This is a genomic window from Rhodoluna miladensis (SeqCode), assembly GCF_965234705.1.
GTDB classification, from domain to species: domain Bacteria; phylum Actinomycetota; class Actinomycetes; order Actinomycetales; family Microbacteriaceae; genus Rhodoluna; species Rhodoluna miladensis.
This window is the reverse complement of sequence record NZ_OZ248465.1, coordinates 832,062-856,079: the sequence shown is the minus strand read 5'-3', so window position 1 is coordinate 856,079 and position 24,018 is coordinate 832,062. Positions and strand designations below refer to the sequence as shown.

21 protein-coding genes, 1 tRNA gene and 1 pseudogene are annotated in these 24,018 nt (G+C 49.9%); 17 read left to right on the top strand and 6 right to left on the bottom strand.

The genetic code is table 11. The features are described from left to right. Positions 1-241: 241 nt before the first annotated feature. From AC8GDC_RS04250 to AC8GDC_RS04190, 13 genes are all read left to right on the top strand, one after another. Complete coding sequence (locus AC8GDC_RS04250) at positions 242-2,344, top strand: Rne/Rng family ribonuclease (RefSeq protein ID WP_506557427.1); 2,103 nt, start codon at positions 242-244, stop codon at positions 2,342-2,344. A 66-nt stretch (positions 2,345-2,410) separates the two neighbouring features. Beyond that, entirely contained in the window at positions 2,411-2,719 is a 309-nt protein-coding gene (gene rplU / locus AC8GDC_RS04245) for a 50S ribosomal protein L21 (RefSeq protein WP_506557426.1), read from the top strand. Positions 2,720-2,732: 13 nt separating this feature from the next. Beyond that, on the top strand, positions 2,733-2,987 hold the full coding sequence (rpmA, locus tag AC8GDC_RS04240) for a 50S ribosomal protein L27 (RefSeq protein WP_213342230.1): 255 nt from the start codon (positions 2,733-2,735) through the stop codon (positions 2,985-2,987). 74 nt (positions 2,988-3,061) lie between these two features. Then, positions 3,062-4,585, top strand: a complete 1,524-nt coding sequence (gene obgE / locus AC8GDC_RS04235; protein ID WP_506557425.1) for a GTPase ObgE — start codon at positions 3,062-3,064, stop codon at positions 4,583-4,585. Continuing rightward, on the top strand, positions 4,586-5,383 hold the full coding sequence (gene proB, locus AC8GDC_RS04230) for a glutamate 5-kinase (RefSeq protein ID WP_506557424.1): 798 nt from the start codon (positions 4,586-4,588) through the stop codon (positions 5,381-5,383). Between the two features lie 9 nt (positions 5,384-5,392). Further along, positions 5,393-6,637 (top strand): glutamate-5-semialdehyde dehydrogenase, encoded by a 1,245-nt coding sequence (locus AC8GDC_RS04225; RefSeq protein WP_506557423.1) that lies wholly within the window; start codon positions 5,393-5,395, stop codon positions 6,635-6,637. A 36-nt stretch (positions 6,638-6,673) separates the two neighbouring features. Continuing rightward, entirely contained in the window at positions 6,674-6,859 is a 186-nt protein-coding gene (locus AC8GDC_RS04220; RefSeq protein ID WP_506557422.1) for a hypothetical protein, read from the top strand. A gap of 18 nt (positions 6,860-6,877) precedes the next feature. Beyond that, positions 6,878-7,465, top strand: coding sequence for a nicotinate-nucleotide adenylyltransferase (gene nadD / locus AC8GDC_RS04215; RefSeq protein ID WP_506557421.1), 588 nt, complete (start codon positions 6,878-6,880; stop codon positions 7,463-7,465). Next, positions 7,462-8,040 carry a hypothetical protein gene (locus AC8GDC_RS04210; protein ID WP_506557420.1) on the top strand — a complete coding sequence of 193 codons (579 nt, stop codon included), beginning with the start codon at positions 7,462-7,464 and terminating at the stop codon, positions 8,038-8,040. Before nadD ends, AC8GDC_RS04210 begins: the two co-directional genes overlap by 4 nt. A 10-nt stretch (positions 8,041-8,050) precedes the next feature. Further along, entirely contained in the window at positions 8,051-8,431 is a 381-nt protein-coding gene (gene rsfS / locus AC8GDC_RS04205; protein ID WP_506557419.1) for a ribosome silencing factor, read from the top strand. Positions 8,432-8,454: 23 nt separating this feature from the next. After that, a tRNA-Ala gene (locus AC8GDC_RS04200) sits at positions 8,455-8,527 on the top strand. Positions 8,528-8,617: 90 nt separating this feature from the next. After that, entirely contained in the window at positions 8,618-9,238 is a 621-nt protein-coding gene (locus tag AC8GDC_RS04195) for an alpha/beta hydrolase (RefSeq protein ID WP_506557418.1), read from the top strand. Positions 9,239-9,308: 70 nt separating this feature from the next. Beyond that, positions 9,309-10,067: a Bax inhibitor-1/YccA family protein gene (locus tag AC8GDC_RS04190; RefSeq protein ID WP_506557417.1), complete on the top strand. Its 759-nt coding sequence runs from the start codon at positions 9,309-9,311 to the stop codon at positions 10,065-10,067. Here AC8GDC_RS04190 and AC8GDC_RS04185 read toward each other — a convergent pair. The 4 genes from AC8GDC_RS04185 to AC8GDC_RS04170 are packed head-to-tail and all read right to left on the bottom strand — an operon-like array spanning position 10,047 to position 15,162. After that, on the bottom strand, positions 10,047-13,277 hold the full coding sequence (locus AC8GDC_RS04185; protein WP_506557416.1) for a DNA polymerase III subunit alpha: 3,231 nt from the start codon (positions 13,275-13,277) through the stop codon (positions 10,047-10,049). The two genes, AC8GDC_RS04190 and AC8GDC_RS04185, sit on opposite strands and share 21 nt — an antisense overlap. Positions 13,278-13,279: 2 nt before the next feature. Further along, entirely contained in the window at positions 13,280-13,615 is a 336-nt protein-coding gene (locus tag AC8GDC_RS04180; protein WP_506557415.1) for a DUF6504 family protein, read from the bottom strand. A gap of 48 nt (positions 13,616-13,663) precedes the next feature. Then, positions 13,664-14,323: a DedA family protein gene (locus AC8GDC_RS04175; RefSeq protein ID WP_506557414.1), complete on the bottom strand. Its 660-nt coding sequence runs from the start codon at positions 14,321-14,323 to the stop codon at positions 13,664-13,666. Between the two features lie 47 nt (positions 14,324-14,370). Beyond that, positions 14,371-15,162: an aminotransferase class IV gene (locus AC8GDC_RS04170; protein ID WP_506557413.1), complete on the bottom strand. Its 792-nt coding sequence runs from the start codon at positions 15,160-15,162 to the stop codon at positions 14,371-14,373. 90 nt (positions 15,163-15,252) lie between these two features. Here AC8GDC_RS04170 and pabB point away from each other — a divergent pair, with 90 nt between their 5' ends. The 3 genes from pabB (at position 15,253) to leuS (ending at position 19,370) form a co-directional block, all read left to right on the top strand. Then, the gene (gene pabB, locus AC8GDC_RS04165) at positions 15,253-16,578 is read left to right on the top strand and encodes an aminodeoxychorismate synthase component I (RefSeq protein ID WP_506557412.1); all 1,326 of its coding nucleotides are present in this window, start codon (positions 15,253-15,255) and stop codon (positions 16,576-16,578) included. Positions 16,579-16,652: 74 nt separating this feature from the next. Beyond that, positions 16,653-16,832, top strand: coding sequence for a hypothetical protein (locus AC8GDC_RS04160; RefSeq protein WP_506557411.1), 180 nt, complete (start codon positions 16,653-16,655; stop codon positions 16,830-16,832). A gap of 45 nt (positions 16,833-16,877) precedes the next feature. After that, positions 16,878-19,370: a leucine--tRNA ligase gene (leuS, locus tag AC8GDC_RS04155; protein WP_506558467.1), complete on the top strand. Its 2,493-nt coding sequence runs from the start codon at positions 16,878-16,880 to the stop codon at positions 19,368-19,370. A 1,845-nt stretch (positions 19,371-21,215) separates the two neighbouring features. On the opposite strand, the gene AC8GDC_RS04150 is transcribed toward leuS, so the two are convergent. Together AC8GDC_RS04150 and AC8GDC_RS04145 are read right to left on the bottom strand one after the other, a co-directional pair. Next, positions 21,216-22,103 carry a zinc-ribbon domain-containing protein gene (locus AC8GDC_RS04150; RefSeq protein ID WP_506558466.1) on the bottom strand — a complete coding sequence of 296 codons (888 nt, stop codon included), beginning with the start codon at positions 22,101-22,103 and terminating at the stop codon, positions 21,216-21,218. A 3-nt stretch (positions 22,104-22,106) separates the two neighbouring features. Next, positions 22,107-22,814, bottom strand: a pseudogene (locus AC8GDC_RS04145) (zinc-ribbon domain-containing protein); the annotation flags it as partial. Between the two features lie 196 nt (positions 22,815-23,010). Between AC8GDC_RS04145 and holA the strand changes: the two are divergent. Next, positions 23,011-24,003, top strand: coding sequence for a DNA polymerase III subunit delta (holA, locus tag AC8GDC_RS04140; protein WP_506557410.1), 993 nt, complete (start codon positions 23,011-23,013; stop codon positions 24,001-24,003). Positions 24,004-24,018: the final 15 nt, after the last annotated feature.

Here is a 24,018-nt window from a genome sequence, read left to right as displayed (position 1 = left end):
CCCATTTGGTGTAATACTTAAGGGTAAGCAAATGGGAGCCACATCCTCCCGCTTAAAAGGTTTATCGAGCATTTGGCTCCAAGGCATAAGACCCATCGGGCAGCTGGCAGGGCGACGTGACAGCAATGACTCGCAACTAAAAGGTTTAGTCGGTGGCAAAAGTCGCTGATAAGAATTTAGAGCCGGAATTTCGGCCAAGTGTGTGGGCTTTGGCCAACCGGCGGCTTGGAGTGCACCTTAAATGGTGAAGGAAAAAGACGAATCAGCAAAGGCTGATAAGGCAAGTAAAAAGATAGTCAAAGATACTCGCGCCAAGGACGTAAAGCCTGCGCAGGAAAAGACTTCAAAGAAAGTTGCTGACAAAAAAGAATCTACAAAAAAGCCTGAGGGCAAATCAGATTCTCAGGACGCAAGTAAGACCAAAGCTGCAAAAGCGTCTCCAGCGCTTAGCGCAACATCACTGATTTTTAAGGCGCCAGATCTTCCACCGGTAGAACCACGCAAAAAAGGCGCTGCCAAGAAAACCAACGAAGTGGAATCCGAATCCCACCTTCGGCGCCGCTCACGCCGCCGTGCCGGTGAGCCAATCGATGTGAATCCTGATTCTCCAAATGTTGTTGTAAAGGTAAGAACCCCTCGCGCTCCAAAGGAGCCAAGCAACGAACCTCAGCGAGTAAAGGGCTCCACAAGACTAGAGGCGAAAAAACAGCGCCGTCGTGATGGCAGAGATTCTGGAAGACGCCGCACCACAATTACCGAAACCGAATTCCTAGCTCGCCGTGAATCGGTCGATCGCATGATGCTGGTTAGATCCAAGGATGACAAGATTCAGCTTTGTGTACTTGAGGACAAAGTACTTGTTGAGCACTACGTTGCTCAAACTCATGACGGGTCTCTAATAGGGAATGTTTACCTAGGTAAAGTCCAGAACGTTCTTCCTTCGATGGAAGCAGCCTTCGTTGACATCGGTCGTGGGCGAAACGCTGTATTGTATTCCGGTGAAGTCAACTGGGAAGCTGACGGACTAGATGGCCAGCCTCGAAAGATTGAACTTGCCTTGAAATCCGGAGACACCTTGTTGGTCCAGGTAACCAAGGATTCGGTTGGCCAAAAAGGTGCCAGATTGACCTCTCAGGTTTCACTTCCTGGTCGATATGTTGTTTACGTCCCGAATGGCAACATGAATGGAATCTCAAGAAAGCTTCCAGAATCTGAGCGCGTTCGACTAAAGAAGATCCTGAAGGACATCGTTCCTGAGGAAGCCAGCGTGATTGTTCGTACCGCCGCCGAGGGAGCAACCGAAGAGCAGCTCACCTTGGATGTTGCCAGATTGCAGGCGCAGTGGGATGGAATTCAGAAGAAGATCAAGAAGGCTACGCCTCCAACCCTTCTTCACTCCGAGCCAGACCTTCTTGTCAAGATTGTTCGAGATGTTTTCAATGAAGACTTCCAAAAGATGGTCATCTCAGGCGCTGACGCCCAGGCCGTAATCACCGAATACCTTGAATCTGTCGCCCCAGATCTTTTGGAGCGTGTCGAGATTTACGACGGCAAGGAAGATCTGTTTGAACGCCATCGCGTAGGGGAGCAGATTGGAAAAGCTCTAGAGCGCAAGGTTTATTTGCCATCCGGTGGTTCTCTCGTAATTGACCGCACTGAAGCCATGACCGTGGTGGACGTAAACACCGGAAAGTTTGTTGGCTCTGGTGGAAACCTTGAGGAAACTGTCACAAAGAACAACCTTGAAGCTGCCGAGGAGATTGTTCGTCAGCTAAGGCTTCGCGACATCGGTGGAATCATCGTTGTTGACTTTATCGATATGGTCCTGGAATCTAACCGTGACCTGGTCTCTAGAAGACTGATCGAATGCCTTGGAAGAGACCGAACCAAGCACCAGGTTGCTGAAGTGACTTCGCTTGGTCTAGTTCAAATGACTCGCAAGAAGCTCGGTTTGGGGCTTTTGGAATCCTTCAGTGAGCCATGTGAAGTCTGCAGTGCCAGAGGAGCCATCGTTCACCATGAGCCGATCATGAGAGTTAGAAACTCCAATGATTCAAAGCCAGAGAAAAAGCGCAAAGGACACATGGAGGTAGCAAACGTCGTTACCCCCGAGCGCGCCTCTGAGATCAACTCGGTGGTTGCCAAGATTGCCGCCTCGACTATGGGCACAGGAAAGATTGAGTCCAAAAAGCCTGGCGACCAGGGCAAACAAGACCCGACGCTAGAGCGAATCCTGGACGCTTTGCCCGAAGCCAAGGCCGAAGTGAAGGTAGATTCCAAGGCCGATGCCAAGCGCAAGCCTAGGCGGGCTACTAGTCCGGCCAAGGTTGACCCAGGAGCCTAGGCCCCATTAGACTAGGGAGCTGTTGCCCAGGTGGTGACTTCCCAAACTTAGAAAAAGGTAAATCAAGTGGTTTTCGCAGTAGTTCGCGCAGGCGGCCGTCAAGAGAAGGTGTCAGTTGGCACCATTGTTACACTTGACCGCATCAAGGCCGATGCCAATGGCAAGATTCAGCTTCCTGCTCTATTGCTAGTAGACGGCGACAAGGTCACTACCGACGCAAGCGCCCTAGCTGCCGTAAAGGTCACTGCAGAGGTTCTAAATGACCTTCGCGGACCAAAGATCATCATTCAGAAGTACAAGAACAAGACCGGATACAAGAAGCGTCAGGGTCACCGTTCAGAACTTACTCGCGTCAAAGTACTAGAGATCAAGTAAAGGATTAGAACAAATGGCATCCAAAAAGGGCGTTAGCTCCACCAGGAACGGTCGCGATTCCAATGCTCAGCGCCTTGGCGTTAAGCGTTACGCAGGCCAGGAAGTTAACGCAGGAGAAATCATTGTTCGCCAGCGCGGAACTCACTTTCACCCGGGAAAGAACGTTGGCAAGGGCAAGGATGACACTCTGTTTGCTCTCGCTGCCGGTGCCGTTGAATTCGGTACCAAGGGTGGCCGCCGAGTAGTAAACATCGTCGAGGCTGCATAAGTCTAGATCGGCAAAAGTTTCTACTAAAGGCGAGCCAACGGCTCGCCTTTAGTTATTTGTGAAGGAGGAAGATCATGGTCTCATTCGTTGACCAAGTGACCCTTCACCTGCGCGCTGGAAATGGCGGCAAAGGCTGCGTATCCGTAAAGCGCGAAAAGTTTAAACCACTGGGCGGTCCTGACGGTGCCGACGGTGGAGGCGGGGGAAGCATTGCTCTGTTCGCTGACCCAAACACCACCACACTTTTGGATTACCACTTTCACCCACACCGCGCCGCAGGCGATGGTGCCGCTGGAGCTGGAGATTTTAGAAACGGAGCTCACGGCGAAGATCTGAAGCTACCTGTCCCAATTGGAACAATTGTCAAAAAATCTAATGGTGAAGTAATTGCCGATCTAGATGAAGCTGGCATGGAGTTGGTGGTTGCCGAGGGTGGAATAGGTGGATTAGGAAACGCTGCACTATCCAGCACCAAACGTAAAGCACCTGGTTTTGCACTTCTTGGAGTTCCTGGTTGGTCCGGCGACGTCATTCTTGAACTCAAGACCGTGGCCGACATCGCACTGGTTGGATACCCTTCCGCAGGCAAATCATCTTTGATTGCTGCAGTGTCCGCAGCGAGGCCAAAGATTGCCGACTATCCCTTCACCACATTGCATCCAAACCTTGGAGTAGTTCAGGCTGGAGAAACCAGATTCACGATTGCCGATGTTCCAGGTCTTATCGAGGGCGCTAGCGAAGGCAAGGGCCTTGGACTTGAGTTTCTTCGACACGTCGAGCGCTGCTCGGCTCTCATGCACGTAATTGATTGCGCAACACTTGAGCCAAATCGTGATCCAGTATCTGACCTAGACAAAGTTCTGAAAGAACTAGATGCTTACCAGGTGCCTGAAGGTCAGACCCCTTTGACGAAGCGCCCAGCTTTGATTGCACTGAACAAGATTGATATTCCAGACGGTAAAGAACTGGCTGAGTTCATTCGTCCTGAGCTTGAGGCCCGCGGATACCAAGTCTTTGATGTCTCGGCTGCGTCACATACTGGACTCAAGGAATTGAAGTTTGCGATGGCAAAACTTGTTGAGGCGGATCGTTTCGAAAAAGCCAAGATTCCAGCTCGCCCAAGAATTCATCTAATGCAGACCAAGAAAGAAGACAACAGCTTCAAGATTGTTCGTGAGTTCAGTGGAGTCGAGGAGTTCTTTAGAATTTTGGGAGCCAAGCCCGAGCGTTGGGTTGCTCAAACCGATTTTGGAAATGAAGAAGCCGTTGGTTACCTGGCAGATCGCTTAGCCAAAGTTGGTATTGAAGCCGCTTTATTCAAAGCCGGAGCATCCAATGGTTCGACTGTGGTGATTGGCCCTGGCGATGGTGTCATCTTTGACTGGGAGCCAACAATCTCCTCAACGGCTGAGCTATTGGTTAGCCCTCGCGGAACTGACCCAAGATTTGGTCCATTGAACGAACGCCGCACCAACGTTGAGCGACGCAAACGCTACCTAGAAATGATGGATGCTAGATCAGCATTTCGCGAGAAGATGGAAGCCGAGAGAAAATCTGGTGCCTGGTCAACCCCTGATGACCTAGAGGAGAGCAAGTAAGTGTCGAATCACGGTCAGTGGCTAGTTTCTGCCAATCGCATTGTCGTCAAGATCGGCTCGAACTCCGTCACCGGAGAAAACGAAGGCAAAATTGACCAGCTAGTTGATGCTTTGGCGACTGTCATGAACCGTGGAGCAGAAGTTGTTCTCGTTTCATCCGGAGCTATCGCTACGGGAATGCCGCTGTTTGACTTTGATGAAAAACCAACAGACCTAGAGACTTTTCAAGCGCTTGCTGCTGTCGGCCAGTTTCGATTGCTCACCAGGTACCAAAAGAGTCTGGAGCGCCATGGCATCATCGCCGGACAAGTGCTGCTGACTCTTACCGATATTGAAAAAGCGGAAAGCCGAGACAACGCCAAAAAGGCTCTGGAGAGACTTTTCCAACTCCGTGCTCTGCCGATTGTGAACGAAAATGACACTGTCGCTACGACGGAAATCCGTTTTGGTGACAACGACAGACTTGCAGCAATGGTTGCCCTTCTAATTCAGGCTGATGCCTTGGTGCTACTAAGCGATGTGGATGGCTTGTACGACATGCCACCAACTAACCCTCAAGCCAAGCTAATTCCAACAGTTCCTTATGGAACTGACCTTGGAAATCTAGAGATCGCAGGCACAAACACGGGAGTCGGTACTGGCGGTGCCATCACCAAAGTTGCGGCGGCAGTCAGTTGCACCGAAGCAGGCATTGGAGTTTTTATCACCAACGCCGACAACGTGGCAAGGACCCTCAACGGTGAGTCGCTCGGGACCTTTTTCGAACCTAATCCTGCCGTCACGATTGCTCGTAAGTAGGCTTTGATTATGTCTGCCCTCGAGAAGATCAAGCTGGCGAAAAAGGCCAGTGGCTCATTAGCTATTGCATCGACTAATCAAAAGAATGACGCTCTCGAACAAATCGCCAAACTCCTGGTGGCTTCGGAGAAAGATATCGTTGCCGCGAACCTGAAAGATTTAGAACGAGCTAAGGCCGACGGGCTATCGACTGGTTTGCAAGACCGCCTAATGCTGAACACGGACAGAATTGCCGGGCTTGCCAATTCCATGCGTGAAATCATCGCACTGCCAGATCCGATTGGAGAAGCCGTTAGGGGGATGACTCTTCCTAATGGACTCAAGCTTTCTGAGACCCGCGTTCCGTTTGGAGTTGTTGGCGCAATTTATGAAGCACGGCCAAATGTAACCGTGGACATCTCAGCTCTTGCCCTTAAGGCGGGAAATGCTGTTGTACTTCGCGGGGGAACCGCCGCTGAGAACACCAACATCGCACTAGTCAAGATTCTTCAGCAAGGTCTAGTAAAGGCAGGGCTTAGCAGCGACTTGGTACAGACGGTTGATGATTTTGGTCGTGAAGGCGCCAGCGCCATGATGGCTGCTCGAGGTTTGATTGACGTTTTGATTCCCCGCGGCAGCGCAGGTTTGATCAAAGCCGTAGTTGAGGATTCCAAAGTTCCAGTTATCGAAACTGGCGATGGTGTAACCCATCTGTTTATCGATGACTCTGCTAACCCTGATTGGTCAGTAGAAATTGTTCATAACTCCAAGGTGCAAAGACCTTCTACCTGTAATGCACTAGAAACACTTTTGGTTCATGAAGCAGTATCGACCACTATTCTTCCGAAGGTATTAAAACGACTTGCAGACTCCGGAGTCACAATCCATGGCGATAAGGAAACTTGCGCAGTGTTCCCTCAAGCTCTTGCCGCAACCGAAGAAGACTGGAGTGCCGAGTACTACAGCCTGGATTTAGCAGTCAAGGTGGTTTCGGGATTAGATCAGGCTCTTGAGCACATCGCAAAGTATTCCACTCACCACACCGAGGTAATCATCACCGATAGCTCTGCACATGCTGAGCGATTCCTTGCCGAGGTGGACTCGGCCGTGGTCATGGTCAATGCCGCAACCCGCTTTACCGATGGAGGTCAATTCGGATTCGGGGCAGAGGTCGGTATTTCCACTCAAAAGCTCCACGCGAGGGGCCCTATGGGCCTTAGCGAACTAACTTCAACGAAATGGCTAGTTCGCGGCTCGGGTCAAACCCGCATCTAGGTTATTCTGGAAACACGAGATCCAAAGGAGAACAAATTGTTTGCATTGCTCACTGAAGGTACTGAAGGACCGTTCATCCAGCACAGCGAGTTACCCATTCCCGCTTTGATGTTCGGAGTAATTGCAATGTCAATCTTTATCCTTTTGGCATTCATCACTTTTTCTTACCGCGATGTAGCCAACCGCCACGATCACAAGAACTCCAGCTCTCAAGGTCACTAGGCCTCTAAAGCTTCTAGCATGGCAAAATTCCGACTGGGCGTGATGGGTGGAACTTTCGACCCTATTCACAATGGACACTTAGTTGCCGCCAGTGAAGTCGCAGCCGCACTCAATCTCGATCAGGTAGTTTTCGTTCCAACCGGGGCTCCTTCACAAAAAGAAGAAGTCACCGGAGGAGAACACCGGTATCTCATGACCGTGATTGCAACTGCGGCAAATCCAAGATTTATGGTTTCTAGAGTCGACATCGACAGAGACAAGCCAACCTACACAGTCGACACACTTAGGGATCTAAAGTCTCAGTACCCTGACGCTGAGTTGTTTTTCATAACCGGAAGCGATGCCATCGCCCAAATCCTTTCTTGGCATGAAGCAGCCAAGCTATGGGATTTGGCTCACTTCGTTGCAGTGAGTAGACCTGGCCACACTATGGAAATACCTGAGGTTCCAGCGGGAACTGTGACTTTCGTTGAAGTGCCTGCACTTTCGATCAGCTCAACCGATTGCCGCAACCGCGTTGCCAACGGAGATCCAATTTGGTATTTGGTTCCCGATGGTGTTGTTCAATACATCGGAAAGCACGGTTTGTATCGGGGGATTGCTTGAGCGACTCAACGATGTACCAGTCCAGAAGAGAACGAAGAGAAGCTGAAAAGAAAGGCTCTTCACCGGTTTCGAATCCGGTGAGTTTCGCAGAACCAACAATGACTGCCCCAACACCAACAATCAAAGAACCTGACATTTTTCTAGAGCCGGTCAAAAGCGCTGACTTTGGTTCAACAAGCAACTTGGGCGCTGAGCCAGTGACCGCTTCGATCATTATCAACACCGTTCCGGATTTAGAAAACAGCCCAATTGTCCTTAGTGGCTCAGGCGTTGTGATGACCACAGGTTCGATTGAAGTGCCTCAGATTGATCCAACCACCGGCAGCATCGCTGTCATTACTGAAAGTCAGCAAGCTGACGAAGCAGTTGTTGAAGACAGCCTGAACTCATTTGTGTCCTCGGTGGCACCAATTAGAGCTGCAGGAATTGCAAAGACTCGAGCCCGAACAGTTGAGCTAACCCTAGTAACCCGCAAGGGCCAAGGTCAGGTTTATGCAGTCATGTCTACAGCCGTATTGATGATTACGATTGGGGCATTGATTGTCGCAGCCTTTATGCTTGGAATCTTCCAATAGTTAGGTATTTGTGACCGCCAGTAAAGAAGCACTAAGAATTGTTCAAATAGCAGCTCAGGCTGCGTCCGACAAAGTAGCCGAAAACCTAGTTGCACTAGATGTCACAAACCCGATGCCCTTAACTGATATTTTCCTCATTGCATCTGGACGCAATGAGCGACAGGTCATGGCGATCTCGGATGGTATCGAGGAAAAGCTTCTGGAAAATGGCGTCAAGCTGTTGCGTCGAGAAGGCAAGACCTCGGGTCGTTGGATTCTCTTGGATTTCGGTCATGTAATTTGTCACGTTATGCACGAAGAGGAGCGGATGTATTACTCCCTTGAGCGCATTTGGAGTGATTGCCCGGTTGTACCTCTCGAAGTTGTTTCGGCCGAGAGCAGTTTGAGCTAAACTAACCAAGTTCTAAAAAAGATGGGCCTGTGGCGCAGCTGGTAGCGCACCTGCATGGCATGCAGGGGGTCAGGGGTTCAAATCCCCTCAGGTCCACAAAAGACTAATAGCCCTTCGGGGCTATTTTTCTTTTAAGCTCCGAGCAGTTTTATTGAAATCTAGACTGGAAGTTATTGGAGAAATACTTTGGATAAACAGAAACTCTCTCGGCCACATGTTTGGCTTCCCCAGCCAGGCGCATCCAGGACCTTACTCTTGCTTCATGGCTCTGGAGCAGATGAGCACGATCTTCTCTCGCTTGGGCGAGAGCTAGATCCGCGAGCAAACATTCTTTCTCCCCGGGGAGCCGTAACTCAGCAGGGAATGACCAGGTTTTTTGAATATGAGCCAGATTTCTCACCATCGCGGGAATCTCTCCTAAGGGAGGTTGGAAAACTTGCTGATTTTTTGGAACTGGCAAGTGCGCGCTATGACTTCCCTCTGGAGTCGGTAGTCACAGTTGGCTTTTCTAACGGTTCTCACGCAGGCGGAGCACTGCTGCTAGTGAGGCCAGATCTAATGCAAACCCTGGTAGCTTTTGGCACCACTCAAGTTTTGAGCGAATTGGACCAAGAACCAGATCTTCGCGGCAAGCAGGTTTTTATCGCCAACGGGAAGCAAGATCACTACTCGCCTGAGGCAAAAACGGTTGCAATGATTGCTCAGCTTGAGGGTTTCGGTGCCGAGGTGACTTTGCTTATGCACCCTGGAGGCCACCAAATCAGCGGGGAACACGTTAGTTTCATCGCTTCTGAACTTCGAAGCTAACATTCAGCATTCTCAAAGAAATCCAGCCTAGAATTTGACTAGTTGACCCCCACGAAAGAAGGAGATTAGCGTGTCCCACAACCCAGTATTCAATCGCTCAATGCAGACCGGCCTACAGGCTGCTCGTGAGGTTCCTCAGGAACTAGTTGACGCAGAATTCGCAAAGATTGCTGCTAAGTCTGAGCCAATGACCGTTGAGGGAACTTCTGGCAAGGTCATCGCCATCTTCACTGTGCTGCTTGCAACCGCAGCAGCCACCTGGTTCTTTACTCCACTGCAGTCACTAGTATTCCCAGCCATGCTGGTTGGACTAGGTCTTGCTTTTTGGATCACTTTTTCAAAGAAGGTAATGCCTGCAGTAATCGTGGCTTACGCCGCGGTTGAGGGAGTATTCCTTGGTGGAATCTCCGCAATGTTTGAGGCAAGGTACCCAGGTATTGTTCAGTCGGCTGTTTTGGCTACCCTTACCACCGCAGGTGCGATGTTCGCTGCCTACCGCTTTGGCTGGATCAAGGTCGATGCAAGATTTACCAGAATCATGACTTTCGCAATTGTTGGATACATGATTTTTGCTGTGATCAACATTGGTTTTGTTCTAATCACTGGCGGAGCTGGTGTCTACGGTTCAGCATTCGGTTGGCTTGCAGGACTAGTTGGTGCTGGCCTTGCTGCCTTCACTCTGAACTTGGATTTCGAAACCATCATGGTTGGTTCTCGTGACAAGTGGCCAGTTGAAATGGAGTGGCGTGCAGCCTTTGGTCTTGCAGTGACTCTTATCTGGCTATACGTCGAGATTCTTCGACTGCTGTCAATTTTCAACCGCAACTAGTTGGTTCTTCTGGCGATACTGTTGCCAGAGCTGATTTAGGTCCCAGGCGTTTTCGGCCATTATCGAAACACCTTTTACTCCGGTACGCCTTGTCTTTCCCGAGATCAAAATCAGTTTGGTATTGAATAGCACTTCACTGGATCTGGCCTGGGCTTCATCGAAAAAAGTAGCGTCGCTGCAGCCGGTGCCATCATCGAGAGTGATAAATACCACTCGCTTGCCAGATCGCATCGGAGGGCTTTGGGTCGCAACCCTAACTCCCGCTATCAACACGTCAGTTTTTGATCTCAACCCAACTAGTTCATTTGCTCTAACAACACCCATCTGATCTAGCATGGGCTGATACTTAGCCAGTTGATGATCGGTTATATCCATTCCCAGTAAATCTAGCTCTGCTTGAATTTGCCCAGCCGCCGAGATTTCGGCAAAACCGGAGGGCATTTGCTCCTTTGCTTCAAAATCCAACATCGGCTGATTTTGATCTAGCTTTGGTTTGGCCTTCAGGGCTGTTAGCTGACGCACCCGCTCTAGAACGTCTCCTCTGGTGTGATCGTTCGAGCCACCAGCTAGTTCATCAAGTGCCCCTACCAGGGCTAATCGCTTTATGGTTGCCCGAGAGGGTGATGCACGCAGGTAGAAATCAGCTAAATCAACAAAAGGTGCCTGTTTGATAATTCTTGTTATCTCGGAGTTTGATATTCCATGCAGATCGGTTAGGGCCATTCGGATACCGGTGCCATCTATAGTTTTTTCAACTAAGTACTCATCCTTGGACTTATTGACATCAAGCGGCAGTATCTTGACCCCCAGTCTTCGAGCTTCAGATAACAGCAGTCGCTTCGGATACATCCCTGGATCATGCGTGAATAGACCTGCTAGAAACTCGGTGGGGTAGTGGGTTTTGAGCCAGGCGCTTTGGTAGGTGGGAAGAGCAAATGCGGCACCGTGTGCCTTACAGAACCCAAAGCTTCCAAAGCCTTCTAGCACGCTCCAGATTCGATCAACAACTGCTTTTGAATAGCCGCGCTTGGTGGCGTTTTGCCTAAAGAACTTCTCAACAAAGCCACGGTCTTTTTCTAGGGTTCTTCGAAGCTCATCTGCTTTGGCAAGCGAGCAGCCGGTCATCACGTTCAATATCTTCAGCACCTGCTCGTGGAATATCACAACACCCTGAGTTGATTTCAGAATTGGAGCAAGATCTGGATGAATCAGGTCGGGCTTTACAAACCCATGTCGGCCATCTAGGTACGGCGCAATCATGTTGCCCTTCATCGGACCTGGCCTAAACAGTGAAATCTGGATTGTTAGGTCATTGAATTCAGTTGGTTGGTGCTTGCCAGTTAGCTCTCGCTGTCCTGGGCTCTCGATTTGAAAGACACCGAGGGTGTTGGTGGTCCTGATTTGCCTGAAGGTCTCCTTGTCATCGCGAGCGATTGAGTCAAGATCAATAACTTCTCCAGACACTCGCTCTATTTCTCTAATTGCGTAGGCCATGCTGGATTGCATTCGGACTCCAAGGATGTCTAGTTTGAGCATTCCCATCGGATCCATATCGTCCTTATCGAACTGACTCATCGGAAGCCCTAAACCGCTTGGCTCAACTGGAGTTAGGGAGAGAAGATCCTGGTTTCCTAGAATCACACCGCAGGGGTGCATCGAGATGTGCCTAGGCAATCTATCGAGGCGCTCAGTAACGTCGACAAGCAGGTTTAGTCTTCGATCGTGTTCAACCTGCTGGGCTAGTTTTTGAAGTTCGGGCTTTTGCCCCAGCATTCCTCGAAAGTTTCTAGCACTAAAGCGCCAGATGCTTTTGGCAATCTCATCGATCTGATCTTCTTCAAAGCCAAGTGCCAAGCCGCCATCTCTAACCGCACCTCGGCCGCGGTAGGTGGACTGCATCGAAAGCAGCGTTACGCGATTGCCGCCGTAGCGCTTAAATATCGCTCGATAAATATCATGCCTTCTGGCCGATTCCACATCGATATCGATATCGGGAAGACTGGAACGCTCGGTGCTCAGGAATCTCTCAAACAGCAGATCGTGCTCAATCGGATCAACGCCGCTAATGCCAAGTAGGTAATTGGTCAGTGACCCAGCGCCTGAACCTCGAGCAGCTGTTCGAATTCGCATATCCCGAATCATCTGGGCAACATCGGCCACGGTTAGAAAGTAGGTGGCAAAGCCAAGTTTGTTGATTGTTATTAGCTCTTGATGTAGTCGATGCCTAACCGGAAGCAGCTTGTTGTCTGAAAGATTTGGGTAGCGCCAGCTGATACCAGCGTGAGCTTTTTGCCAGAGCACCTCAAAGGGGTTTCCTTCGATGCCGAGAGCCGATTTCTCTGGGGTTTTCGGTCTTGACCAGTCGCAGTCACTAACCGGGTCAAGCCGAAGGCTATTGGCTAATTCCTCGGTATTTTTCATAAGGGTTGCTGCTAGCTCTTGGCTTTGTGTTATCTCAAGCGCCAGCTTCTTCATAAGCGATTCGGGCTTGAGCCATGCCTGAGCATTGGGTTGAGGGGTAAAGATGCCAAGTGGTTCTAGGTGCCTTGCGGCATCTAGAACATCGCCGGTTAGCGCATCATCTGGCTCCAGATAGCGAACCGCGTTTGTTATCACAGCTCTCACTCCCAAGGTAATTGCCAGTTGCAGCATTCGTTTAGCCTGCAGGGTCGAGTAGTTTGTACCGGGCTCAGTTAGGTGAGAAACAATTTCTACACTCAAGCATTCGCTAACCGGAATTAGCTCTTGCCAAGCCAAGAGCTTCTTTGCAGAAGCGGTCGCGTTGGAATCAATAACGGCTCTACCAAAATCAGAGTCAGGCCCCAGCAAGATAGTGCAGTTGGGTTTTCCATCGGTGGCTATAAGTTCCGATAGATCTTTTTCAGTGATGGCTATTTCTTTTTTTGATTTGCTTTGGGCCTTTGAAACTATTTTGCAAAGAGCTGCCCAGCCGGATCCTTTGTTGTGTCCTCTGGCCAGAATTGTCACAACGCCCCGGTTTTGAACTTCCAGTCGAACACCAACTATCGGGCTGATGTTTTTATCCAGACACGACCCGATATGTTTTACCGCTCCGTAAAGACCGTTCATATCGGTTATGGCCAGCGCATCCTGACCAAAGCTTGCAGCAGCCTGGGTTAGCTGCTCAGGCTTAGCTGTTCCAAAATGAAACGAGTAGGCCGACGAGACGTTCAGATGAGTAAAGGACATATTTAGCCAAAGATTCGAACCAATTGCCAGCGATCATTGCTGTGAAGCAGCTCAAACTGACTGGGGGAGTTGATTCCTTTAGCGGCAGTTATTCGCCACATCTCAACTTCTAAAACCTCTGATCCAATGCCGCGCTGGGCGCGGCTGGCTTCTAGCCACCAGGGCTTTCTAGAAAACCAACGCTCAGGGCGGGAGGTGACCTGGTAGCTGCCATTTCGCCAGCTGAAGCGAACTGGCTCGCCTTGTTGGTTAGTCAGAACCTTGACGTTTTCGTCGACTGCAATCATGAATCTTCCCCATAAACGGCTGATTATTCGAACAAGTGTTCGAATAATCATTAGCTTATGGCTATCGACCGACAAAGGAAAATCGAGCCCAGAGGGCAGTTATTTATTGGTTTTTTGGATCTCTTCGTCGATCATCTGGTCAGCAACCTTGGAGATCTTGGTCTTGGCGAAGTGAATAACTAGGACAAAAATGGCCACGATGCCAACAAAGACCAGGGCACCGAATTTGAAGTTTGAGGCAACTTCTTGGTAGCTGGCTTTAGCGATGTATCCGATTCCGACGTAGGTGCTGGCCCAGACCAGACAAGCCCCAAAGGTCCATGCGATGAAGGTTTTGTAGCGCATTGTCGTGGCTCCAGCCACCACCGGAACTAGCGAGTGAAGAACGGGCAGGAATCTGGAGATTGCAACCGCTGGTCCACCGCGCTTTTCGACGAATATGTCAGCCCGCTTCCAGTTCTCTTCACCAAAGCGCTGCCCCAACTTGGAGGATCTAATTTTCTTGCCGAAGAGCCTTCCAACAGAAAAACCAATGGTTTCACCAATCATTGAGCCCACTAGAACAGCCCCCACCAACCAGAAGAAGTCAGGAAGGTTAACTACTCCAGTCGAAGCAACCAGTACCACGGTGTCACCCGGAACTATAAGCCCGACAAATAATGAGGTTTCGAGCATTATGGCGAGCCCGGCAAAAAAGTTACGCCAGAACGGGTCTATGCCAGATACCCCAGCAAGCAACCAATCCAAAATCTCATTCACATGAAAATCATCCCATGAATTGGGTGAGAAAACCCTGATGGTTGGCTTTAGTCCAGCTGTGTGCCTAGAAGCTTCATGCGCTTCAAAAACGGGTCCAGATTGACCGATTCAGGAAGCTGATCCGAAATTCCAACCCAGGAGCGAACCGGCATGATGCCATTTAGTGAGCTAAGGGCCCAAATAGGCAACTTAGCCAACTGCTCAGGCTTGACGTTTTCCACCCGAACTTCAAAGCCCATTTGAGTTGCTATTGAAACGACCTCGTCACGGGTTATCGAGGGAAGCCAATTGGTTTGGTCATCAGAAGAACAAAGCACATCCCCGCGCCACCAAACCAGGGCACTTAGAGCTCCTTCTGCAACAAAGCCCTTGGAGTTAGTGATTACTGCCTCGTCAGCGCCGTTCATGTTCGCGTGACGCCTAAGTTGCTGGCACAGCGATAGATCCGGTCCCTTGACCATTGGCTTCATGCGCGGATCAGGCTCCGGGTAGCTCCAGAGTGAAACAGAATCAATTTTTGTAGGTGCCTCCCGGAGCCGAAGATAAAGCCTGAGATTCGAAGGTTGCTCACCGTGGTACTCCATTCTGGGAAACCAGCGGCCTTGCCTTGGAAGCAACCGCCTAATCTCGGCAAAGAACCCATCCAGGTACTGCCTCTGTTCCGGGTCTTCTTGGATGACCCAATTAGCAAAGCGTTCGAAGTGTGCGGTGAGAGATCTAACTCGACCGTCTTCTACGAGCCAGGAGTCGGCAACCTTTAGTTGAACGTCCGTTGAGGACTCGAGTACGGGTTTGAGCTCGCCTGCTTCTAGGCGGTAGAAATCTCCTAGAACGCTCATCAAATTCCTCTTGGTAGGCCTTGCTCTAATCTATAGATTACGAGCAATTCCAAGACCGTTTTCCCCAACCCCTGATTAGGTGAACTTCCATTGCGTCTAGAGATAGAAAAGCTTCGAGGCTGGGTAAACCCGGCCGATGCATTTTTGCCCATGCATTCAAAAGACACCAATACTTTCTGGCTGGATAGGTCAACCAACCAAGACGAGCCCGTTTCAGTCATCGGATCCGCCGGATCAATAATCGAAGCCGGTGATGAGGCCTTCGCGCTCGCAAGCGAGCACCTAAAGGCGATCAATGCTTCGATTGAGTCTTTCCCTGAAATCGAGATTCCATTTAGCTTTAGACCAGGACTGGTTGGATATTTTGGCTATGAATTAGGAAGTGCGAAAGAATCAGGAACCCACCCCAAAGCCCAGTTCATGATTGTTGATCGAGCCATGGTCTTTGATCACAAGCACAAGACGATGTATTTCATAGGTCTTTTTGAAACACGCGAAGAATTTGACAACTGGCATAGGGCTGCTTTGTTGAGGCTCACCCTAGTTGGAGGAGAGTCAGGATCCTTCATGCAAAAAACCAAGGCACCAACCTTGGTTTCTACCAAACTTCGTCACTCCAAGGAAAACTACCTTGAGCTAATCCAAAAAGCCAAGGAACATATCAAAACTGGAGACGTATTTCAGCTGTGCCTCACGAACCAGATTCACATAGAGCACGAAGCCGATGCACTCAGAACATTCATCACTCTCTGTGAATCAAACCCAGCACCTTACGGTGGCTATCTAAAGCTTGGGGAAGTAGAAATTGTTAGCTCATCTCCCGAGCAGTTCCTAAAAGTTTCAGCTAGCGGAAAAGCATCTTCAAAACCAATCAAGGGAACTAGGCCTAGATCTAAAGACCCGGAAGAGGATGCCAAGATCGCCAACGAATTAGCTAACAACGAAAAAGAGCGCGCCGAGAACTTGATGATTGTGGATCTGATGAGAAACGATCTTGGTCGAGTCTGCCAAATAGATTCGGTGACCGTTGAAAAACTCTTTGAGATTGAAAGCTACGCAACTGTTCATCAACTAGTCAGCACTGTCACGGGAGAGCTCAAGCCTGGCGAAAGCGCAACCAGTGCTCTGGCGGCTTGTTTTCCTGGAGGATCAATGACGGGTGCGCCAAAGATTAAAGCCGTGGAGATTTTGCAATCGCTTGAGAGTGGGCCAAGAAATATCTACTCGGGAGCTTTTGGATACCTCGGATTTGATGGCTCGGCGGATTTTGGAATGACCATCAGAACATTGGTTTTTGAGGGAACTTCGGCAACCTTAGGAGTTGGCGGTGGAATCACAATTGATTCTGACCCTGAGAGCGAGTTTGAAGAAACTATGCTCAAATCAAAGGCGCTACTTAGGGCGCTAGGAGGTTAGAGAAAATAGAAAGTTTAGCACTTCTTGTAACAGGAATACTTTTTGGCCTGATCTTTATCGGTGCAGCTTCGGTTGTGCTTGCCGTCCTTGCTCGTAAAAACAAGATCTCTCGCTACTGGCCCTTAGGTGCCGCAATCGCACTAAGTGTGCTGGCCATTGTGGCTTGGCAGGGTTCTGACCGTTTGGGCATGATTCCCCTTGCTTGGGCGATATTGACGGCCGTAATCACGTTATGGCCTGCTTCGAAGAAGTAAGCCCGAAGCCCTAGCCTTGGTAACCTTGCCAAAGGAAAGCCTGCAATCTTTAGGAGTTTTACTTTGTCTACCGAGCCAGCTCAGTTTGACGCCAAGGCGTTAGCGGATAAGTGGCTTCCGGTTTGGGATGAAATAAAGCCATTTGACTCTGGCAAGCCAGGGGATAACAGACCTACGAAGTACGTGTTGGATATGTTCCCTTATCCATCAGGCGATCTGCACATGGGCCACGCCGAAGCTTATGCACTGGGCGATGTAATCGCCAGGTACTGGATTCAAAAGGGCTTCAACGTAATGCACCCAATCGGTTGGGACTCTTTCGGTTTACCTGCGGAGAACGCTGCAATCAAGCGCGGGCTTGACCCAAGAGGCTGGACCTACGACAACATCGCTCAGCAAAAAGCTTCAATGAGGCGCTACGCCTGCAGCTTTGACTGGGACCGAGTGCTTATCACTTCTGACCCTGAGTATTACAAATGGAACCAGTGGTTATTCCTTGAGTTTTACAACAAAGGTTTGGCCTACCGCAAAAACTCGAACGTAAACTGGTGCCCTTCTTGCCAAACTGTGCTCGCCAACGAGCAGGTCGTTCAGGGGCTTTGTGAAAGATGCGACACAGCCGTCACTAAAAAGGCCCTGACTCAGTGGTATTTCAAGGTCACCGATTATGCCGACAGATTGCTAGATGACCTGGACACTCTTGAGGGAGCATGGCCTGCAAAAGTGCTATCCATGCAGCGCAATTGGATTGGAAGATCCTACGGTGCAGAGGTCAAGTTTGAGATACAGGGAAGAAAAAACCCAATCGAGGTTTACACCACACGCCCCGACACTTTGTATGGAGCAACATTCATGGTGGTTGCAGCAGATTCCGATTTAGCTGCCGAGCTTGCCTCCGAGGCTTCGCCTGAAGTTCGCATAAAGTTCCAAGACTTTTTGGAAGAGACCAAAAAGACAAATGACATCGAGCGACTTGCAACCGATAGACCTAAGCGCGGTATCGATCTTGGCAGATTTGCAATCAACCCTGTCAACGGAGAGAAGCTGCCGATATGGGCTGCTGATTATGTGCTTGCTGATTACGGAACCGGTGCCATCATGGCCGTTCCAGCTCACGACCAGCGCGATTTAGATTTTGCAAGACAGAACAACTTGCCAGTGCAGGTGGTTGTCGACACCGGCGAAGATGATCCGACTAAATCAGGCATTGCAACAACCGGCGATGGCGTTATGGTCAATTCAGCTGAGCTGAATGGACTCAAAAAAGCTGAAGCCATTACCAAGATCACCGAGGTGCTTTCATCCAAAGGTTTGGGCAAAAAAGCCAAAAACTTTAGGCTTCGTGATTGGCTAATTTCTCGCCAGCGCTACTGGGGCACTCCGATTCCTATCGTGCACTGCGAATCCTGTGGCGAGGTTCCGGTTCCAGCCCAAGACCTACCAATCAAGCTTCCTGATGCCAAGGGACTTGATCTATCCCCGAAGGGAACTTCTCCTCTTGGGGGAGCAAGCGAATGGGTGAATGTTTCCTGTCCAAAGTGTGGCAAGCCAGCCAAGCGCGATACCGACACCATGGACACTTTTGTGGACTCCTCTTGGTATTTCTTGAGATTCCTTTCTCCAAACTCAGACACCGAAGCATTCCCTAAGGATGAGGCGAAGAAGTGGGCACCGGTTGATCAGTATGTCGGTGGAGTCACGCACGCAATCTTGCACCTTCTTTATGCCCGCTTTTTCACCAAGGTGCTACATGATCTGGGCTACGTTGATTTCGAAGAGCCCTTCACCAGATTATTGAACCAAGGCATGGTTTTGATGAATGGTTCCGCGATGAGTAAATCGCGCGGAAACCTAGTTCGACTTTCAGAGCAGTTGGATGAGCACGGCGTGGATGCGGTTCGTCTAACCATGGCCTTTGCTGGTCCCCCGGAAGACGACATTGACTGGGCTGATGTTTCACCTGCTGCCAGCGCCAAATTTCTAGCTCGTGCCTGGAGATGTGCTCAAGATGTGAGCAGTGAACCGGGTATTGATTTTGCAACTGGAGATGCAGATCTTCGACGAGCAACTCATCTGTTCCTGAAAGAGTTCCCAGAGCAGATCGAGTCCTTCAAATTCAACGTTGGCGTTGCAAAGATAATGGAACTAGTAAATGCCCTGAGAAAGACCATCGATGGACCAGCCGGAGGCAAAGACCCTGCTGTACGTGAAGCAACCGAAGCCGTAGCCAAAGCGCTGAGCTTGTTTGCCCCATACACAGCTGAAGACATGTGGCAACTACTTGGTCATAAGCCAGCAGTTGCCTTGGCTGGCTTTGCCGAGCCCATCGCCGAGCTTTTGGTCAGAGACACTTTGACTGCCGTGGTTCAGGTGGATGGCAAATTGCGTGACAAGTTTGAAGTCTCCTCCTCTATTACCGAAGCTGAGCTTGAGGCATTGGCCATGGCATCGGTGAATGTCCAGAACGCCCTAGCGGGCAAGCAAATCAAGAACGTAATTGTTCGCGCTCCTAAGCTTGTCAACATCGCAACGGTCTAAAGGTTCACAGTGCAAACGAAAAACTCTGTGGATAACTAGAGCAGAACTTCAGCTTGCAGCCTATCCTTACCGCATGTGCTGTTTTACTTGCGAGCTATCTAACGGGCTATCAACGTACATGCTCTCAGAAGTTTGGGTGTGGATTTGCCGAATGTGCCGGGAGGACCTTTGTCTTTCGGAAGCTTTGTGAATTGCCATTCTCCTCTTGCAGTCAAGCGTGAAGGTTACTTCATTTTTAAGCAGTCAAACCGGAGAAGGGTTATCTAAATCGATACTCGGAGTTTGTTTACGAGCTGCCTCAGGTCTTCTGCGGTTTTTTCCCCATCCGAAAATGTCTCGGTAGCACCTTTTTGGGGCATATCTTCACGTCCGAGCCATTGGGGAAGGCCCCACTCTTCTCGGACAAACGTCAGAACGTTCTTCTCTAGAGAATATGCTTCGACGGGAGTGACTAAGTCCCAAACGTCAACGACTGCCCACCCTTGCCACCTGTGGTCATCAAGTCTCCTTTGCCCACCAACGCCCACTTTGAAAGCCCGCAATTCTGAGTTGTGGATCAAGTAAAAATAAGTCCCCAATATTCTCTCGCTGCAATGGACGCAACCCATCGAACCCTTGTGGTTCAGGGAGTAAAGGCGTTTGAAACTCACCTCGCCACAATTAAGGCACTTGCACTTCCACGGCTCACTTGCCTTGGGGTAAGGCTCCAATGGTTCCCAGCCTCGCCGCAGCATTTCCGCGGTTGATTCCAATTCCGAATTCTTGTTATTTTCGTAAGCGCAGTCTCGGCAACCGTGACCGGTTTGAATATTTGCCAAACTTCTTTTGGCTTCAGATCCACAGTTTTCACAACGCGTAAGCCATGGCTCTCCAGCTCCCGGGTAATCCTGCAAAGCCTGAAACTGGTATAGAGACAATAGTTCCACTGCTTGCTTGTGTGTAAATGTCCGCTTGAGGGCTGATTGAGATCGTCCACAGTGAATACATGGTCCTTGTCCAGAATTTACTGAATGAACAGTGGGAGTAATGGTGCTGTCGCATAATAGGCACCTACACAACCAAGGGTCATCAACTTTTTTGCTTCCCCAGGGCTCCAAAGGCTCTGCACCAGCCTCGACCATACGCCTAGTAGCCTCCTCCTCGGTAAGCTTTTGCTTCTCCGAAGAGACCCTTGCCCCACATGGCGGACAAGGTCCCTGACCGCGCTTGAGATCATCCAGCCTCGGGGCGACATCGCCACCACAACCCAAACACCTCCCCGGCCACTTCTGATTTGTTCTCACAAATTCAGAAACAGGCTTTGCACCGCTTCCAAGGTAAATAGAAATCGCCTTCTCTTTAGTAATTGCTTTGCCACTGCAGTACTTGCAGGCCGAATGCCCCTGTCGAACATTGGCGTACGAGGGGGAAATGCGTTCCCCGCATTTTAGGCATTGACTCATCCATGGAGTCTTGCTGTCCTTATAGGGCTCTATTGGACTTGCGCCTGCTTCGACCATGAGAAGAAAGGCATCTTCCGACGAAACCTTTCGACGTTTTGCACCCGCCTGGGCCGCACAAAACCTACAGCCCCTGTGACCAGACTTGATCATGGAAATCCTAGGAGTGACTGTCCTGCCGCACTCTAAGCATTGGCATTCCAGAGGTGATCCAGCGCCCTTGTAGTCACCAATTCGGCGAAGCGATTGGGCCGCAAGCAAGCCGTTGACTTCTTGATCAGTAAGCCTTCCTGACCCCATGCTATTCAACCCCAGTCCACACAAAAGTAGAGTACCGCAACGTCAGGTATTGGTCTGGGGTGTTCCGAATTTGCAAGTCGATTGTGAGCTTTCGGGCCGGTCAAATCTAAGCCAACTGAAACTTTTCTAGTTTGGCGACGTTCAGACGGGATTTTGATCTTTCATACTCGTACATAATTTGCTTGGTCAAAACATCGTTCGTGACACCCTCTGAAGAAAATGTTTCGGTTGAACCGCCCATCCCGCGCATTTGTGATTTCTCCAAAAACTCTGGCAATTTATGTTCATCCCGAACTTTACGAAGAAGAATTTGTTCAGTTCGTCTGATCAGGAAGCCGTCTTCGTTATCAAGCCTCAGAATCAAGGTCCATCCTGCTTTCAGGAACTTTTCAATACGCTTAGTTTTGGCATTCTTGTTGGTGATACCGATCTTCCTTGCTGATAAAGCGCTGTTCTCGATGAAATACAGCACTCCAGGTGAATTTGCATCATAAGAGCTCGGCGAACAAGTTGGACACCCAGTTCCTCCAAACCACCTATTGGCGACTGTTGCTGGATACGAATGTTTCTTTGGGAATTTCGGGCAAATCCAGTAGAACGAGTCGTTAGAGGCGTAGGAAACCTCCGATGCTGCTCTGTTGTTCTTCACCTCGTCCCATTCTTTGATCAGTTCCTTCTTACCTGCTTGTAGTGCTTTTGTTCTTAGGTCATTTCGCCCAGTTTGAAAATGAGAACATTTCATACAGCCACTTTTTTGGCGTGTAGCTGGAGAAGCAGGCCACTTATGACTTGAATCAAATGCACAAATCCAGGCGTATCTGTCGTTGCTTCCCGCATGCACCATTTCCGGGCGCTGCGGGAAGTTGGCATCGTAGTCCCACTCCGCTGCTTGTTCCGGGAAAAGGGTTAGAAAATCGTTGTCTCCAGTTAGAACTCGCTTGCCCGCGCAGTAAGAGCACCCTGAGCCTGCATTGATTCGGTCAACTGGAGTCATGGGATAAATGTGTCGGTCGTTCTTGGAGCAACGCCACAGGAGTCTCTCATTTGAACCGGGTCGGAGTTTCCTAGCTTTTGCTAGTTCCACTTTCGTTGCCAACTCTTTACAAAGTTCAGGGAATAGAGTGGCTAAATCTGATTCACCCTCGTAGGCATCCATGCCTAGGCAATAGCGACATGAAGTACCTGCTACTCGGTTTGCTGGCGTGGCATCGTATTCATGCTTATTTGGACAAATCCACCACACGTTAGTTCTCATACCTGTGCCGATGTACTCAGGTGTGAGAAGTCCATTCGCAGTTGGATGTAGCTCTTGGGCAAGTTCTGGGTTTGACTCTTGTAAGGCCTTGCGGGGCAGTTTTTTACAGGTGCAAGTCCTGCTGTGGCTTGTAAAATCTGTGTAGCTTGCGGAGAACTCCGTTCCACATCTATCACACCTAAACCGCGCTCTCGCCTTGGCCGACTTATAGGCACCGAGTAGTGTTAGTTGATTCTCTCTAAGAAAAACAAGCGCGTTCTCATAGTTTCTCTTTCTCAGTACCACTTGAGTCTGAATTTTGGCACACGGATTACATCCGCCGCTGCCTGGGTTCTGCTTTATAGAGCTGTGTTGTGGCCACACAATTTGGCCACACTTTAGGCATTTGCATTTCCATTTTCTGGCAGATCCTGGGTAGTCCTCGAGCGGTAAAACGCCAGCCTTAATCATGATTTCAGTTGCGTGTTTGGAGTCAAGTTTCTTCACAAAAACTCCAATCTTGTATAGGTTGCAAAATGAATATCAATTAGTCCCAAGATTAGAACACCCCTTTTGTAAAAGTGCTCAAGATAGGCATTAGCCATAAGCCCCACATTCTTTGCGCCAAGGAAGCACGCTGAATCCCAGAGATAAGTAGGCTAGGCACGTGGGAAAAGCAAAACAGGTTAGTTGGCGCGAGGCTAAACCGGCGCCGATTGTTTTTGTATCTGGCCCGGAGGATTACACCGCCGATCGCGCCATTCGTTCCATTCGAGATTCCCTGAGAAAATCAGAGGCAGGTCTTGAGGTTCACGAGCTTCTAGCAAGTGATTACACCTCAGGGCAACTAACTGCTCTTGCAAGTCCCTCGTTATTTATGGAGCCAAGACTTGTTTTGATTGAGGGCTTTGAGAAGTGCTCGGATGCATTGATTGAAGATGGGCTTAGTTATCTAATCGACCCAAGCTCGGATACCACAATTGTGCTTCGCCACAACGCCTCGAGTGTTCGAGGCAAGAAGCTCATTGATGCAATTAGGGCTTCAGATATTGCAGTTGAGATAGCTTGCGCTGAGATCAAAAAGGATTCCGAAAAGGCCGCTTTCATTCAGTCTGAGTTTGCAGCTGCCGGTAGGAAGATTACTCCTGGCGCCCTAAGAGCTTTGGCTGACGCATTTGCCGATGACTTATCGGAGCTTGCTGCAGCCTGCTCCCAACTGTTGGTTGATCAATCGGAATCAATCGACGAAGCAACAGTAGATAAGTACTACGGCGGAAGAGTTGAGACAAATGCCTTCAAGGTCGCTGACGCAGCACTTGCTGGGCAAAGCGCTGAAGCCTTAGCGCTACTTCGCCACGCTTTGACTACCGGAGCGGATCCAGTGCCTGTGGTTGCCGCCTTTGCAATGAAGGTGCGGCTTATGGCCAAGGTCTATGGAAACAAATATGCAACCGCTGCAACTGTTGGCGCGCAGCCTTGGCAGATTGATCGCGCACGTAAGGACCTGGCCGGTTGGAGCGAAGAAGGATTAGCAAACGCCGTTTTGGCTTTAGCCTCCGCTGACGCTGCGGTAAAAGGAGCCGAAAGAGATCCGGTTTTTGCACTTGAGAAACTGGTTCTTCTGCTTTCCAACAGAGGACAAAAAAACACCGAGACCTAAATGGCCTCGGTGTTT

Excerpts from the sequence above, each read along its gene's own strand:
- obgE (WP_506557425.1), top strand. The coding sequence starts at position 3,062 with ATGGTCTCATTCGTTGACCAAGTGACCCTTCACCTGCGCGCTGGAAAT.
- AC8GDC_RS04170 (WP_506557413.1), bottom strand. The coding sequence starts at position 15,162 with ATGAGCGTTCTAGGAGATTTCTACCGCCTAGAAGCAGGCGAGCTCAAA.
- AC8GDC_RS04180 (WP_506557415.1), bottom strand. The coding sequence starts at position 13,615 with ATGATTATTCGAACACTTGTTCGAATAATCAGCCGTTTATGGGGAAGA.
- rpmA (WP_213342230.1), top strand. The coding sequence starts at position 2,733 with ATGGCATCCAAAAAGGGCGTTAGCTCCACCAGGAACGGTCGCGATTCC.
- nadD (WP_506557421.1), top strand. The coding sequence starts at position 6,878 with ATGGCAAAATTCCGACTGGGCGTGATGGGTGGAACTTTCGACCCTATT.
- AC8GDC_RS04250 (WP_506557427.1), top strand. The coding sequence starts at position 242 with ATGGTGAAGGAAAAAGACGAATCAGCAAAGGCTGATAAGGCAAGTAAA.
- AC8GDC_RS04185 (WP_506557416.1), bottom strand. The coding sequence starts at position 13,277 with ATGTCCTTTACTCATCTGAACGTCTCGTCGGCCTACTCGTTTCATTTT.
- AC8GDC_RS04225 (WP_506557423.1), top strand. The coding sequence starts at position 5,393 with ATGTCTGCCCTCGAGAAGATCAAGCTGGCGAAAAAGGCCAGTGGCTCA.
- AC8GDC_RS04150 (WP_506558466.1), bottom strand. The coding sequence starts at position 22,103 with ATGACTCCAGTTGACCGAATCAATGCAGGCTCAGGGTGCTCTTACTGC.